Genomic DNA, 14791 nt, shown 5'->3' on the forward strand with positions numbered 1-14791 from the left:
TTTCCGATAGATACCACAAACAAAAAAAGGCCCCTCGCGAGGAGGGGCCATGCCTTGGGAGCATTATAAGAGCCGGATTAGTGGCCTCCGCCGCCACCGCCGCCTGCGGCATTCGGCTTGCTGATCATCAGAACGCCGAGGATCATCGCGAGGAACAGCACGGTCAGCATCAGGAAAATATCCCCGAAGGACATAACGACCGCCTGCCGCGTCGCCATGTTGACCATTTGCTTCAGGGCGGCCTGGTCACCGTCCAAACCCGCTGCATTGAAGCTGGCGGCCATGTTGTTCAATTGGGTAACGGCGGCATGGCTGCCCCAATGAACATGGTCGCGCAGGTTGAAATAATGCTGGTCCTGCCTGTTCGTCAAAAGCGTGTTGATGATCGCGAGACCGACGGCACCGCCGAGATTGCGCGTCAGATTGAACAGGCCGGACGCGCCGCGCATGCGGGCGGGCGGCATGGTTCCGAGCGCGATATTGTTGATCGGCACCATGCACAGCATCAGACCGAAACCGCGCAGGATCTGCGGGATGAGCAGCTCCCAGAAGTCCCAGTCCACCGTCAGGTGCATCATGATGTAGGTGCCGGCCGAGAAGCTGGTGAAGCCGATGATCATCAGGATGCGCAGATCGACCTTGCTCGACAGGAAGCCCGCCAGCGGCGCGGTGAAGAACATGGTGAGGCCGGAGACGAACATCGTCTCGCCGATCTGCAGCGAATCGTAGCCACGAATACGCGCGAGATAGAGCGGGTAGATATAGGTGAGGCCGTAGAGGCCGATGCCCATGACGAAGGAGAACACGGACCCGAAGGAGAAGTTCTTGTTCGTGAAGGCTCTGAGATCGACGACGGGGAAATCGACTGTGAAGGCGCGGTAGAAGAAGATCACAGCACCGATGGCGGAGGCGATGGCACCCGCAACGATATAATTATCGTTGAACCAGTCGTTCGTATTACCTTCCTCAAGCACATATTCGAGCGCGCCGAGGAAAACACCCATCGAAATCAGGCCCCACCAGTCGAACTTCTTGAAAAGCGCCAGCTCGGGCTTGTCGAAATCGATGAAATTCCAGGTGACGATGGCAACGATGATACCGGGTGGAATGTTGACCAGGAACAGCCAATGCCAGGAAAACGCGTTGGACAGATAGCCGCCGACCGTCGGGCCGATCGTCGGCGCGAGCGTGGCGATCAGGCCGATGATCGGCGAAACGACGTTGCGCTTGGACGGCGGGAAGATCGTGAAGGCCGCCGCAAAGACCGAGGGGATCATGCCGCCACCGATGAAGCCCTGCAGGGCGCGGTAGATGATCATCTGATCGATGTTGGTTGCGGTCGCGGCAAGCGCGCTCGCTGCTGTGAAGCCGGCAGCTGAAATCGCAAACAGGTAGCGCGTCGAAATAATGCGTGCCAGCGTTCCAGACAGCGGGATCATGATGACTTCGGCGATCAGATAGGCCGTCTGGACCCAGCCGATTTCATCCGAGCCGGCGCTGAGGCCTGCCTGGATTTCGCTGAGCGATGCCGAGACGATCTGAATGTCGAGGATCGACATGAACATGCCGAGCACCATCGCCAGAAAGGCGATAAGCTTTCTCGTGTCGATATGATCAGCCGCAGGCGCGGCGGGGCCAGCCGCGCGTGGGGGCGACCCGGCTGTAGTGCTGGCGGACGACATGGCGCGTCTCTCCCGAGCTCGATCGTTTACTTGTCCGGTGCCGTGCGGGTATCGACGTCGACGACGACGCTGAGGCCTGCGCGCAGACGGCCGGTATTGAGCGCATCCTGCGGCAATGCAATGCGGACAGGCACGCGCTGGATGATCTTGGTGAAGTTACCCGTCGCGTTTTCCGGCGGCAGCAGCGAGAAGACCGAGCCGGAAGCCGGCGAGATCGACTCGACGGTGCCGACGATCGGATGATCGCTGAAAGCATCAACGTGAACATTGACCTTGGAGCCGGGAACCAGATGCTGGATCTGCGTTTCCTTGAAATTCGCGTCGATATAGAGCTGCTTGGTCGGTACGATCGCCATCAGCTTCTGGCCGGGAGAGACGAGATCGCCTTCCTGCACCGAGCGATTGCCGACGATACCGTCATAAGGCGCCTTCAGTACGGTAAAGGACAGGTCGCGAGCGGCTTTGTCACGAGCGGCTTCCAGGCCCTTGATCGTGCTCTCGGCCTGACGGCGCTGAGCCTGCAGCAGGTTGATATTGGCCTGCGCGGATGCGATAGCGGCGTCGCCGCCGACCAGATTGGCCTTGGCCTGATCAAGCGCGATATTGGCGCTGTCCAAAGCGGCCGTGGTGCCGACCGACTTCGATTGCAGTTCGGCAGCGCGCGTCTGGGTGATCTGGGCGCCGCGGACCGTGGCTTCCAGGGCAACCTTCTGTGCCTGCGACTGGGCAAGGGCTGCCTGGCCGGCAGCGATTTGTGCATCGATGGTATGGAGCGAAAGCTGTTCGGTATCGAGCGAGGCCTGAGCCTGGCCAAGCGCCAGCTTGTAGTCGCCGTCATCAAGCGTTGCGAGCACGTCGCCGGCCTTGACCTGCTGGTTGGCCACAACGTTTACCTTGGCGACATAGCCCGTCACCTTCGGCGAGATCGTGGCGATATCGCCGCCAATATAGGCATCGTCGGTGGAGACCATGAAGCGGCCGTTCGTCCACCAGTCATAGCCATACCAGCCACCGGCTGCGAGTGCCGCGACGATGACGATGGGGAAAACCAGGCTGCGCCGCTTCTTCTCCGATGGCGGTGGGGCCGCAGGGGCCGGAGCGGCAGGCGCAGCCTGGGCGGGGGCAGGATTGCTGCGCGTTTCGGCCGCTGGAGCCTCGGCAGGCGCACCGGTTTCCCGGGCTTCCACTTCCGCATCCGCGGGCTCGTTCACGATACGCGCTACATTGTTTCCATGACTTGACGACATTTCCTACCACCGAAAATCTGGCAAATTAATCGAACCGAACGGTTCGGTTCAATTGACATAAAGCCTTTTTCACTCCATATCAAGAGACATCGAACTGAGCGGTTCGATTTATTTCGCGAATCTGTTTAAGATTCAGAAAAAATGATCGAGTATCGCGTAAAGGAGACATTGAAAGAGCCGATGAAACACGAATCCCAAAATGCCGCAGTGTTGAACGCGCCCGCACCGGGCTCCGGTGGACGTTGGGCAGCCGGCGAAGACCCTGCCAAGCGCCATCAGATTCTCGAAGGCGCCAAGCGTGTCTTTATGAAAATGGGCTTCGATGCGGCGAGCATGAACGATGTCACCCGCGAGGCGGGCGTTTCCAAGGGCACTCTCTACGTCTATTTCGCCAACAAGGAAGATCTGTTCGCCGCCATGATGGAGAGCGAGCGCACCCATTTCGTCAACCTTGTGCGCAATGCCCTTTCAGACGAAGCGGATGTCACCACCTCGCTGTATGATTTCGGTATCGTCTTCGTCACGCACGTCACGTCGGAAAAGACCATTAGCGCCATGCGCACGGTCATCGGCGTGCGCGAACGCATGCCCTCGCTCTGTCAACGCTTTTTCACTGGTCCGGAAAATCTGCGCACGGTGCTGCGCGGCTTCCTCGAGCGGCAGGCTGCCATAGGCCATCTCAAGATCGACGACTTCGACATGGCTGCCCGCCACTTCCTGGAAATGGCCAGCGGCGGCTATTTCAAGCTGCGGCTCTTCGGCGACATGGAAGAGCCGCCGTCTAAGGAAGAGATCGACTATGTCGTGCGCGGCGCCGTCCGTGTCTTCCTGGCGGGCTACGGTCCGGATCGCCGGGATTAGGATGATCAGGCCTCTCCTGCTGTCCGCGGGCGTGTAGTAATTCAACTCCGCAATGGCGATCAAGCATCGCCACCGCCACAGGCCTATGAGTGGCCCGGCAACCAGGGGAGTTGAAAATGAGCGCGATCGGCAGAGCGATATGGTTTATCGAAAGCCATTTTAAATCCGACATCTCGCTCGACGAGATCGCCGAGACGGCCGGGCTGTCGCGCTTTCATCTCTCGCGCGTCTTCGGCATGACGACCGGCCGCTCGATCAGCAGCTATATCCGGAGCCGCCGCCTCACCGAAGCGGCTCTCGCACTGACCGACGGCTCCTCCTCCATTCTCCAGGTTGCCCTCGATGCCGGCTACGGCTCGCACGAGGCTTTCACCCGTGCCTTCCGCGAGCAATTCGGCATGACGCCGGAAAATCTGCGCAAGCAGGGGCACGTTCGCAACCTCGCTCTACAGGAGCCGATCAGAATGGACGACACCCGCCTTCCCAAGCTCGAGGTACCGCGCTTCGAGACCCATCCCGCAATGCTGCTTGCCGGTCTTGCGGAAACCTATGGCTATGAGGCGACACAGGCCATCCCCTCGCTCTGGCAGAAATTCAACCAGTATTTCGGCCATATTCCCGGCCAGATCGGCAATGTCGCCTATGGCGTCTGCACCCAGGCGGAAGAAGGTAGCGAGAGCTTCCGTTACATGTCGGCAGCCGAAGTTTCCGCCGCGGACGGCCTGCCCGAAGGCTTCGTGACGACGAAACTGCCGCAACAGCGCTACGCGATCTTCACGCATCGCGGCCATATCTCCGGCATTTCCGCCACCGTGCATCAAATCTTCGGAGAATGGCTGCCGCAATCGGGTCAACAGCATGCCGGCACCCCTGACATGATGGAACGCTATGACGACCGCTTCGACCCACGCACGGGCACGGGCGTTACGGAGATATGGATCCCCCTCAAAGACTAGAAACCAAGCCTGGGAACAAGACCCGGAAACAAGGCCGCCGCCATGAAAATGGCGGCGCCGCTTGTACGAACCATGACACTCCTTACATTACGGCCATTCTGGAGAGGCCGGGCTGGGGGTCAGCATCGGCGAATGCTGATCAAAGGGGGCATCGTCAATGGATATTGTGGGGCTGATACAGGACCCGGGGGCGTGGGTGGCACTTGTCACGCTCGTCGTCATGGAAGTGGTCCTCGGCATCGACAACCTCATCTTCATCTCGATCCTGACCAACAAGCTGCCCGCCGAACATCGCGACAGAGCCCGCAAGATCGGTATCGGCCTCGCCCTTATCATGCGCCTTGCGCTGCTCGGAACCGTCGCCTGGATCGTTCAGCTCACCCAGCCGGTCTTCGAAATCTTCGGGCAAGGCTTCTCCTGGAAGGATATGATCCTCATCGGCGGCGGCCTCTTCCTTGTCTGGAAGGCGACGAAGGAGATCCATCACAATGTCGATCCGCAGGAACAGGGTGAGGATTTCATCGCCAAATCCACCACCTCGACCTTCGCCGCGGCGATCGGCCAGATCCTGCTGCTCGATCTGGTTTTCTCGATCGACAGCATCATCACCGCCGTCGGCATGACGCCGCACCTGCCGATCATGTTCGTCGCGGTCATCGCCGCTGTTACGGTCATGCTGGTCGCCGCCAACCCGCTCGCCAATTTCATCGAGAAAAACCCGAGCATCGTCATGCTGGCGCTCGCCTTCCTGCTGATGATCGGCACGACGCTGATCGCCGAAGGCATGGGCGTACATGTTCCCAAGGGCTACATCTACGCCGCCATGGCCTTCTCCGCTCTGGTCGAAGTGCTGAACATGATGGCGCGGAACCGTCGGAAAAAGACCTCAGGCAGTCACTAATCGGGAAAGCCGCACCGATGATGAGGTGCGGCTTCATCACATCGATCAATCCTGGACGTGCACGTCGACCCATTCGCCGATATCGCCGCGGCCATAAATGTCGACCTTGATCCAGACGTTGCCGCGAACGATATAATTCCCGGCATCGTCGGCGATATTGCCGTTTGCCAGCATGGCTTCCAGCTTCTGGCGATTGGAGGGCAGTGAGAAGAAGCTGTCGCCCTCGTCGCCACGGTCACGGCGGCGATAGGCGTGATAGTTGGCACGGTCCTGGCGGATGATCTGCCAGGGTGCCGTCAGGCGCTCGCCCTTGGAATTATAGAGATCGTCGTTGCCAATATAGGCGCGATAGGATTCGATCAGCTTAGCCGAGCCATCGCGCGTAATAGTCGATTGGGCAGCGGCGGCGTCGGCTATCGAGACCGCCAACAGCAAGCTCAAAATTAGTTTCTTCATGGGATCCCCGGAATGAACGATTGAAAACCTATTTCGCCACTGCCGCGAAAATTGCAAATCAAATTGGGCAAGCGTAAGGCTTTTCTCCTGAAACACTTACGAAGTGTAAAGACGCTTCGTGAAATTAGAAGGCAGGCCCTTTTCGATGCATCACGGCGCCCTCGGTGCCTCTGCCTGCCCTCGCGGCGCAGTTTCCCTTGACGTCACCCCTTGAATATGGCCTAAGGCCAGCCATACGGAAAACGCTGATAGAAGCGGCAAGACGCCCTTTTCCGGCCGGTTTCCTGATCCAGATAGACATTTTCGGCTGGACGGCGCTTGTCCCAAGCGCGGCCCGGCCTTTTATGACGGGCAAACAAGATGACCACTTCAGGCGTTCGCGTCCGCATCGCACCCTCCCCCACCGGCGAGCCGCATGTCGGCACCGCTTACATCGCGCTGTTCAACTATCTCTTCGCCAAGAAACACGGCGGCGAGTTCATCCTGCGCATCGAGGATACCGACGCGACCCGCTCCACCCCGGAATTCGAGACGAAGGTGCTCGACGCGCTGAAATGGTGCGGCCTGAAATGGTCCGAAGGTCCGGATATCGGCGGCCCTTACGGCCCCTACCGCCAGAGCGACCGAAAGGACCTCTACAAGCCCTACGTCGAGCAGATCGTCACGGCCGGTCACGGCTTTCGCTGCTTCTGCACGCCGGAGCGCCTGGAAAAGATGCGCGAGGCGCAGCGCGCCGCCGGCCTGCCGCCGAAGTATGACGGCCACTGTCTGAACCTCTCAGCCGAGGAAGTGACCTCGCGCGTTGCTGCCGGTGAACCGCATGTCGTGCGCATGAAGATCCCGACCGAAGGCTCGTGCAAGTTCCATGACGGTGTCTACGGCGATGTGGAAATCCCGTGGGATGCCGTCGACATGCAGGTCCTGCTCAAGGCCGACGGCATGCCCACCTATCACATGGCCAACGTCGTCGACGACCATCTGATGAAGATCACCCATGTCGCGCGCGGCGAGGAATGGCTCGCCTCGGTGCCGAAGCACATCCTGATCTACCAGTATCTCGGCTGGGAGCCGCCGGTGTTCATGCACCTGTCGCTAATGCGCAATGCAGACAAGTCGAAACTGTCGAAGCGCAAGAACCCGACCTCGATCTCCTATTATACGGCCCTCGGCTATATCCCCGAGGCGCTGATGAACTTCCTCGGCCTGTTCTTCATCCAGATCGCCGAAGGTGAAGAGCTCTTGAGCATGGACGAGCTTGCCGCAAAGTTCGATCCGGAAAACCTCTCCAAGGCCGGCGCGATCTTCGACATCCAGAAGCTCGATTGGCTGAACGGCCGTTGGATCCGCGAGAAGCTCTCGGAAGAAGAGTTTCAGCATCGGGTGCTGACCTGGGCGATGGAAAATGATCGCCTGAAGGAAGGCCTGAAGCTGTCGCAGTCGCGCATCACCAAGCTTGGCGAACTGCCCGATCTCACCGGCTTCCTGTTCAAGTCCGACCTCAACCTCGATCCTTCCGCCTTCGCGAAGATCAAGTCGACGCCGGAAGAACTGCTTGAGATCCTGAACACTGTGCAGCCGGATCTGGAAAAGATCCTCGAATGGAATGTCGAGACGATCGAAGCCGAGCTGCGCGCCATTGCGGACCGCATGGGCAAGAAGCTGAAGGTCATCGTCGCGCCGCTTTTCGTCGCCGTATCGGGCTCCTCGCGCTCCCTCCCGCTTTTCGATAGCATGGCGATCCTCGGCCGCTCCGTCGTCCGCCAGCGACTGAAACTTGCCGCGCAGACCGTTGCGACCCTCGTCGGCCCGAAGAACTGAACCGGACTTTAAAACCATGAACGACAAGACCGAAGCCTCCGCCCTCTCCTCCGACGCAACGGAAGTTCGCGCGCAGAAGCTGAAGCTGCTGCGCGAGCAGATCGGCGACGTCTATCCGGCGCATTTCCACCGGACCATGACCAATGCCGAGCTGGCCGCGAAATACGAAGGCCTGGAGCCGGATACCGAAACCGGCGATGTCGTCACCGTTGCCGGCCGCGTCTATTCCTCGCGCAACTCCGGCATGTTCATGGACATCCACGACGCCTCGGCCAAGATCCAGATCTTCAGCCATAAGGACGTGACCTCGGAAGAAGCCCGGGTGTTGCTGCCGATGATCGATATCGGCGACATCATCGGCGTCACCGGCGTCGTGCGCCGTACCAAGCGCGGTGAGCTGACCATCAATGCCCAGCAGATCACCATGCTGACAAAGTCGTTGTTGCCGATGCCGGAAAAGTGGCACGGCCTCTCCGATATCGAGCTGCGCTATCGCAAGCGCCACCTCGATATCATGACCAACGAGGAATCGAAGCTCCGCTTCCAACAGCGCAGCCGCATTGTTTCCGGCATCCGCCGTTTCATGGAAAATGACGGCTTCATGGAAGTCGAGACGCCAATGCTGCATTCGGTCTATGGCGGCGCGACGGCCGAGCCGTTCAAGACGCATCACAACACGCTGAAGCTCGACATGTACTTGCGCATTGCGCCGGAACTGTTCCTGAAGCGCACGCTGGTTTCCGGCCTCACCGACAAGGTCTTCGAGATCAACCGCAACTTCCGCAACGAAGGCGTCTCCACCCGGCACAATCCTGAATTCACCATGATGGAGTGCTATTGGGCCTATGCCGACTACGAGGACATCATGGACCTCGTCGAGCGTCTGTTCTCGACGCTCGCCATGTCGATCCATGGCAGCACCGAATTCGCGTTCGGCGACAAGCAGATCTCCTTCAAGGGCCCGTTCCGCCGCGTGCCGATGCCCGATGCCGTCAAGGAAGCGACCGGTATCGACTTCCTGGCGATCAAGACCGACGAAGAAGCCCGCGCCGCCTCCAAGGCTGCCGGCTTCGCCGTCGAGAAGGACGCGACCTGGGGTGAATGCCTTGCCTTCATCTTCGAAGAGAAGGTCGAGGGCACGCTGATTCAGCCGGCGCACGTCACGCATTTCCCGAAGGACATCTCGCCCTTCGCCAAGGAAGTGCCGGGCGAGCCGCGCCTTGTCGAGCGTTTCGAGACCTATTGCAACGCCTGGGAACTCGGCAACGCCTTCTCGGAACTCAACGATCCGGAAGAGCAGCGCGCCCGCATGGTCGAGCAGCTCCAGCAGGCGCATGCACGCGGCGAGAAGGAAAAGCAGCTGGACGAGGAATTCCTCGATGCCATCGACCAGGGCATGCCTCCGGCAGGCGGTCTCGGCATTGGTGTGGACCGCCTCATCATGCTGTTGACCAACTCGCCATCGATCCGCGACATCATTCTTTTCCCGGCCCGTCGCAACAAGGCCGATTGAGACCGGTTCGGTCCTTCGAACATCAAAGGTGCGTATTATGACGGATAAAGAGATGCCAGCAGCGGACGATAGCGAGCATCAGCGGCTGGCCGATCTCGCTGAGATCGGCGACATCGATCTCTCGCAATACGCACCGGGAACGTTCGGTTGCCACGAGGCGATGCACACGGTGTCGATCATGCTCGACATGACCGACGACCTGCTGCTTCAGCACCCCGCCATCCTGGCGAATCCGGACTTCTATCGTCTGGCAGGTGAGGTTCACGAGGCGCTTTTCGCGCTCTACCAAGCTATCGGCGAAAAACATCTGGCGGAATAAGACTGTTACTTGTCCGCCGGATGGCGCGAAGCCAGTTTTGATCAATTGGTGACGGGCGAGCGGCGGTCGGCTGCACCCGTCATGGTCGGGTCCAATCCCGGTGATGGGCTCTTGTCTTTGGAACCGGCATCAGCCCCGATGAACTCGCCGTTCTCATCATAGCCCGGCTGCACATTGCCGGTCGATTTCGGCTCCGGCAGCGGCGGCTTGGCATCGCGGCTCTCGCCCTGTTTTGCGGCCGTTTTCTCTTCAGCAGCGATCGCCGCCTTCATCTTGTCCTTCTTGGCGTCGCCGCCATTGTCCGCTGCCAGCGCATTGCCACAGTCGGACAGATCCTTCAATCCAGCGATCGCCGCATCGATATCCTGCGGCAGCATGGTAATCTGCTCGCCGTAAAACAGGCCAGCATTGCTGGCGCCACCATCGTAATAGCGCGCCGTCAGCGGTGCTTCGGAGCTGCCATCGACCAGCCGGTCGGGATGGGCCACATAGACGACATCGGCGCCAAGGGCCCGGCCGCGCAGGTCGGAGCGCAACGTCGGTCCGTTCCGGTCGAGAACCACAACCTGTACGAGATCCGGCTTCTGTTCCTGATAGACGGCCTTGGCAACACGGAGCGCGGTTCTGACCCGCGTCAACCCGTCGGTCGGCTCGGTGCGAATATATTTGCGAACCCAGAAACGGTTGTCCTTGCGGATCGTGATGAGATTGACGTCGGTGCACTGGAGCCCGTCGGGGGAAGCAGATACAAGACCGAGCAGCCTGTCCTTGCCAACATAAAGCGCAAAAACGCCGGAGGACCCCACGAGAAGGGCCACTCCGCCGATCAGTACGACAAGTTTCCGGGGTACCCGGAAAATGTGCAGTAAGGCGCTCACGCCAACTGCTCCCTCATAGACCACTCCAAGGCGACAAAAATGATCAACCCTCACGTTAGGGAACTGGCGTTTCGGAATACTTAAAACCGAGGTAAAACTTGCATCGTCTTCAACATCGTTACCAAAAAAGGTCCAAACTTTCACAGCTATGACGAGCACTTGCCTTTCTCTGCGCGAACATGCTCTAACCGGAGCATGGCCTTCACGCTGAGACAGCTGCAATACTTCGTCGCCGTGGCGGAACAGGGCTCCGTGACGCGGGCCGCACAGAACCTGTCGATCTCGCAATCCTCTGTGACCGAAGCCCTCAAGGAGCTGGAAAGCGATCTCGGCGTCGAGCTGTTCGAGCGCCATCCACGCGGTCTGTCGATCACCCACAACGGCCACCAATTCCTGCGTCACGCAACGAAGATCCTTGCAACCGTTTCCGACGCGCGCACCAGCTTTTCCGGCAAGCGCAACGAAGCCGGCGGCACGCTGAATATCGGCGTGACGTCGCTTGTCGCCGGCTATGTTCTGTCAGATCTTCTGGCACGCTATCGCCGTGCCTGCCCCGGCGTCGAGGTCAGCGCCATCGAGGACAATGGCGGCTATCTGGAACATCTTCTGGTGGGTGGCGAACTCGACGTCGCCGTCATGGTCATTTCCAACCTGCGTGACCGCATGGCCCTGCAGGCGGAGATCCTCGAAACTTCCCCCTATCGGCTCTGGCTGCCGATGGGCCATCCCCTCGTCTCGGCCGATATCATCAGTGTCGCCGACATCACTCGCGAGCCGCTGATCATGCTGACCATCGACGAAATCGAGGAAAACACCGGGAAGCTTTTGACCGCGCTCGGCGCCCGCCCGCATGTCGCCTTCCGCACACGCTCGGTCGAGGCGGTGCGCAGTCTGGTCGCGACCGGCGCGGGTGTCGCGCTGCTGCCGGATCTTGTTTACCGTCCCTGGTCGCTGGAAGGCGATCGCATCGAAAGCCGCGACGTCTCCGGCTCGCTGCCTGTGGTCCAGGTCGGCATGGTCTGGCGCAAGGGATCGAGCCTGCCGCAAGCGGCCCGCGATTTCGTCGGCGTGGCCGAAAGCATGCGCTCGGGGCGGCAAAGGTAGCATCGAGTTCTGCCGACACCAGGAGGATTGGAGGATCCGACATGAAGACCGCGATCATATTCGACTGCGAATTTCTTTGTCTCGAAGGCTCGCAACGCCGATTCTGGTGTGCGGCCCATGATCCCGATCCGGTAATCGCAGAGATCGGAGCAGTGAAGCTGGGATTGGAAGACGACTTCCCCATCCTGGGCACCTATAAGGCCTATGTCCGCCCTATCGATCGGTTCGGTAACCAATATGCACTCGACCCATTCTTCACCGCGCTGACCGGCATCACCGAAGAGAATATCAGCGCCGAAGGAGTATCCCTGCAGGATGCGCTTTCCGGCGTCGACGGCTTCTCGGACGGCGCTCGCTTCTGGTCATGGGGCAAGGATGAGCTGAACATGGTGGCGATCAGTTGCTATATCGCCGGCATCCAGCCGCCAATTCCCGCTCACCGCTTCGACAACGCCGTCAAATTGCTGCTGGCCGCCGGAATGCCCATCGAGGATCTGGCGAAAACTCCAAGCAACAAGCTCGCCGATTATTATGGCGTCGACCATCCTCCCCTGCAGGGGCATGACGCACTCGACGATGCTCTTTCCTTATCCTACGCCCTGCAACATCTTATGAAGGCTGGGAAATTGCGGCCGGAAACATTCGATCGCCCGCAGCACTTTCCTCGAAAAGGCGTCGGTGACAGGCTCAACCAATCAAGCGGCAGGCTTCCGCCTCCCGCTCGATGGCAGCCATTTGTGCGTGGCAGTGAAGAACTGGCGGCGACAGACAGGCGGCTCGAGAGCGCCGCGGCCTGTCAATCGCCAACTCTACTTCGCCAGAACGATATGCGTGGCACGCTCCGTCGGAACATGCTCGATTGTCCGGTATGCTAGTGCATGAAGGTCGATGCCGGCGAAGAGCGGTTCTCCCTGGCCGAGAGCCGTCGGCACAAAAGCGAGATGAATTTCATCGACGTGGCCGGCCTGTATATATTGCCTCACGGTCTCAGCACCGCCGCCGATCTTGATGTCCTTTGCGCCAGCCGCTTCGCGCGCCTTTTGCAGCGCCTCCTCGATGCCGCCGGTGATAAAATGAAATGTCGTTCCGCCGAGCATCTCGATTGGTGGTCTGGGGTAGTGTGTCAGGATGAACGTCGGCGCGTGATAAGGCGGATTGTCACCCCACCAGCCTTTCCACTGATCGTCCGGCCATTCCCCGCGAATAGGCCCGAACATGTTGCGGCCGAGAATGAAGGCACCGAAACCCTCCATGGCACGCTGGCCGAACCGGTCATCAAGGCCCGTTTCTCCGTCGTCTTTTCCGAGCATCTGGCGAAACGCCCGCGTTGGGAAAAACCACTGAAACAGTTCCTCGCCGCGCAACCCAAGTGGGCGCTCCAAACTCTGATCGATGCCGGCAGCAAAACCATCAAGCGAGACACTGAATCCGGCAACTTTTACTTTGGTCATTGGTGCTTCCATTCGCGCCGGCTCCATGGGGGCAGAGATTCCGCATCGGCGCATTGCGGTTAACTCCAGCCGTAGGACGATTGGCACTCTGGAGAACCGACAACTAATTTCAACTTTTTCCGATCATGCCGAATGGATGGAAAGCGCTATCGTTTCCTATGCGCCCATGCTTCCAGATCAGCATTTCCGCACCCTGTCTTTTCCACCGCTCTGTAGCGATATCGGAATCGGAATTTCCGATATCGACTTTCTGATAAATGAATTTGCGAATGCGGCAAAATCGCGTCACCTTTTCTTCCGGGAACAAGAAGCCAGCCACTGGCTCCACGCCATCAAGGCTCAAAAACCGGGAGAGTCCGATGAAGCATCTGCTGAAATCATGCACGGCCGTACTCGCATCCTTAAGTTTCGCAACGCAGGTCATTGCCGCAGAGCCATTGAAGACGCTCGGCAAGGGCGAAGGTGCGGTCAGCATCGTCGCATGGGCCGGCTATATCGAGCGCGGCGAAAGCGACAAGAATTACGATTGGGTCACCGGCTTCGAAAAAGAGACCGGCTGCAAAGTCAGCGTCAAGACGGCGGCGACATCGGACGAAATGGTCGCACTGATGAACGAAGGCGGCTTCGACCTCGTGACCGCATCCGGTGACGCCTCGCTGCGGCTCGTTGCCGGCAAGCGCGTCCAGCCGATCAACACCGATCTGATCCCGAGCTGGAAAAACCTCGACGAACGCCTGAAGAATGCCCCATGGCATACCGTCAACGGCGTTCACTACGGCGTTCCCTACCTCTGGGGCCCGAATGTGCTGATGTATAATACGGACGCCTTCAAGGGCCAGGCACCGAAGAGCTGGAACGTCGTCTTCGAAGAGACGACGCTACCCGATGGCAAATCCAACAAGGGTCGCGTGCAGGCCTATGATGGCCCGATCTACATTGCCGATGCCGCCCTTTACCTCATGGCGCACAAGCCCGAACTCGGCATCAAGGACCCCTACGAGCTCAACGAAGATCAGTACAAGGCCGCACTCGAATTGCTGCGCGGTCAGCGCAAGATCGTCAGCCGCTATTGGCATGATGCGATGATCCAGACAGACGACTTCAAGAACGAAGGCGTCGTTGCCTCCGGCTCCTGGCCGTTCCAGGTGAACCTCCTGCAGGCCGACAAGCAGAAGATCGCCTCCACCTTCCCGGATGAGGGAACGACCGGCTGGGCCGATACCACCATGCTGCATGCCGACAGCGAGCATCCGAACTGCGCCTATATGTGGATGGAGCACTCACTCCAGGCCAAGGTTCAGGGCGATGCAGCCGCCTGGTTCGGCGCCGTACCTTCCGTTCCGGCCGCCTGCAAGGGCGATGAGCTCCTGACCGACAGCGGTTGCGCCACCAATGGCTACGACCACTTCGACAAGATCAAGTTCTGGAAGACGCCTGTCGCCAAGTGCACGACACAGAGCGAATGCGTGCCCTATCATCGCTGGGTCTCCGACTATATCGGCGTGATCGGCGGCAGATAACGCGCCGACATCGGGCTTTCGCCGCTCCGCAAGCTGGAGCGGCGATCCGGCCGGCATTCTGAAGCGCCGGCTCCAGACCAGATCC

The 14791-nt window shown here is 59.6% G+C and carries 14 protein-coding genes and 1 pseudogene; 9 read left to right on the forward strand and 6 right to left on the reverse strand.

Translation table 11 applies throughout. The features are described from left to right. Nucleotides 1–77 precede the first annotated feature (77 nt). A complete protein-coding gene (locus AC13RE_RS07770) occupies nucleotides 78–1682 on the reverse strand; it encodes a DHA2 family efflux MFS transporter permease subunit (protein WP_488562496.1) in 1605 nt (534 codons plus the stop codon). Nucleotides 1683–1708: 26 nt separating this feature from the next. Continuing rightward, nucleotides 1709–2929: an HlyD family secretion protein gene (locus AC13RE_RS07775; RefSeq protein WP_488485464.1), complete on the reverse strand. Its 1221-nt coding sequence runs from the start codon at nucleotides 2927–2929 to the stop codon at nucleotides 1709–1711. Nucleotides 2930–3109: 180 nt separating this feature from the next. Here AC13RE_RS07775 and AC13RE_RS07780 point away from each other — a divergent pair, with 180 nt between their 5' ends. The 3 genes from AC13RE_RS07780 to AC13RE_RS07790 all read left to right on the forward strand — a co-directional run bounded on the left by AC13RE_RS07780 (nucleotide 3110) and on the right by AC13RE_RS07790 (nucleotide 5647). Continuing rightward, entirely contained in the window at nucleotides 3110–3790 is a 681-nt protein-coding gene (locus tag AC13RE_RS07780; protein ID WP_132717603.1) for a TetR/AcrR family transcriptional regulator, read from the forward strand. Nucleotides 3791–3906: 116 nt separating this feature from the next. Then, on the forward strand, nucleotides 3907–4746 hold the full coding sequence (locus tag AC13RE_RS07785; protein WP_488562497.1) for a GyrI-like domain-containing protein: 840 nt from the start codon (nucleotides 3907–3909) through the stop codon (nucleotides 4744–4746). 157 nt (nucleotides 4747–4903) lie between these two features. Then, nucleotides 4904–5647 (forward strand): TerC family protein, encoded by a 744-nt coding sequence (locus AC13RE_RS07790; protein WP_488562498.1) that lies wholly within the window; start codon nucleotides 4904–4906, stop codon nucleotides 5645–5647. A gap of 45 nt (nucleotides 5648–5692) precedes the next feature. Here AC13RE_RS07790 and AC13RE_RS07795 read toward each other — a convergent pair whose 3' ends face one another. Then, nucleotides 5693–6103, reverse strand: a complete 411-nt coding sequence (locus AC13RE_RS07795) for a hypothetical protein (RefSeq protein WP_488562499.1) — start codon at nucleotides 6101–6103, stop codon at nucleotides 5693–5695. 360 nt (nucleotides 6104–6463) lie between these two features. On the opposite strand from AC13RE_RS07795, the gene gltX reads away from it, so the two are divergent. From gltX to AC13RE_RS07810, 3 genes are read left to right on the forward strand one after another with little or no spacing between them, the layout of a single operon-like run. Beyond that, entirely contained in the window at nucleotides 6464–7921 is a 1458-nt protein-coding gene (gene gltX, locus AC13RE_RS07800) for a glutamate--tRNA ligase (protein WP_112400720.1), read from the forward strand. 16 nt (nucleotides 7922–7937) lie between these two features. After that, nucleotides 7938–9434 (forward strand): lysine--tRNA ligase, encoded by a 1497-nt coding sequence (gene lysS, locus AC13RE_RS07805; protein ID WP_488562500.1) that lies wholly within the window; start codon nucleotides 7938–7940, stop codon nucleotides 9432–9434. 52 nt (nucleotides 9435–9486) lie between these two features. After that, nucleotides 9487–9753 carry a hypothetical protein gene (locus AC13RE_RS07810; protein WP_015341182.1) on the forward strand — a complete coding sequence of 89 codons (267 nt, stop codon included), beginning with the start codon at nucleotides 9487–9489 and terminating at the stop codon, nucleotides 9751–9753. Nucleotides 9754–9794: 41 nt separating this feature from the next. On the opposite strand, the gene AC13RE_RS07815 is transcribed toward AC13RE_RS07810, so the two are convergent. Further along, nucleotides 9795–10631: a hypothetical protein gene (locus tag AC13RE_RS07815; protein WP_488562501.1), complete on the reverse strand. Its 837-nt coding sequence runs from the start codon at nucleotides 10629–10631 to the stop codon at nucleotides 9795–9797. 195 nt (nucleotides 10632–10826) lie between these two features. On the opposite strand from AC13RE_RS07815, the gene AC13RE_RS07820 reads away from it, so the two are divergent. Together AC13RE_RS07820 and AC13RE_RS07825 are read left to right on the forward strand one after the other, a co-directional pair. Next, nucleotides 10827–11735 (forward strand): LysR family transcriptional regulator, encoded by a 909-nt coding sequence (locus tag AC13RE_RS07820; protein ID WP_015341184.1) that lies wholly within the window; start codon nucleotides 10827–10829, stop codon nucleotides 11733–11735. A gap of 41 nt (nucleotides 11736–11776) precedes the next feature. Then, a pseudogene (locus tag AC13RE_RS07825) lies at nucleotides 11777–12385 on the forward strand (3'-5' exonuclease); the annotation flags it as partial. Between the two features lie 159 nt (nucleotides 12386–12544). On the opposite strand, the gene AC13RE_RS07830 reads toward AC13RE_RS07825, so the two are convergent. Together AC13RE_RS07830 and AC13RE_RS07835 are read right to left on the reverse strand one after the other, a co-directional pair. Further along, nucleotides 12545–13186, reverse strand: a complete 642-nt coding sequence (locus AC13RE_RS07830; protein WP_488562502.1) for a dihydrofolate reductase family protein — start codon at nucleotides 13184–13186, stop codon at nucleotides 12545–12547. A gap of 109 nt (nucleotides 13187–13295) precedes the next feature. Next, nucleotides 13296–13571 carry a hypothetical protein gene (locus AC13RE_RS07835; protein ID WP_488562503.1) on the reverse strand — a complete coding sequence of 92 codons (276 nt, stop codon included), beginning with the start codon at nucleotides 13569–13571 and terminating at the stop codon, nucleotides 13296–13298. Here AC13RE_RS07835 and AC13RE_RS07840 point away from each other — a divergent pair. Then, a complete protein-coding gene (locus AC13RE_RS07840) occupies nucleotides 13546–14706 on the forward strand; it encodes an ABC transporter substrate-binding protein (protein ID WP_488562504.1) in 1161 nt (386 codons plus the stop codon). The two genes, AC13RE_RS07835 and AC13RE_RS07840, sit on opposite strands and share 26 nt — an antisense overlap. The last annotated feature ends 85 nt before the right edge of the window (nucleotides 14707–14791 follow it).

Source organism: Martinezella sp. CNPSo 3959, assembly GCF_057784355.1.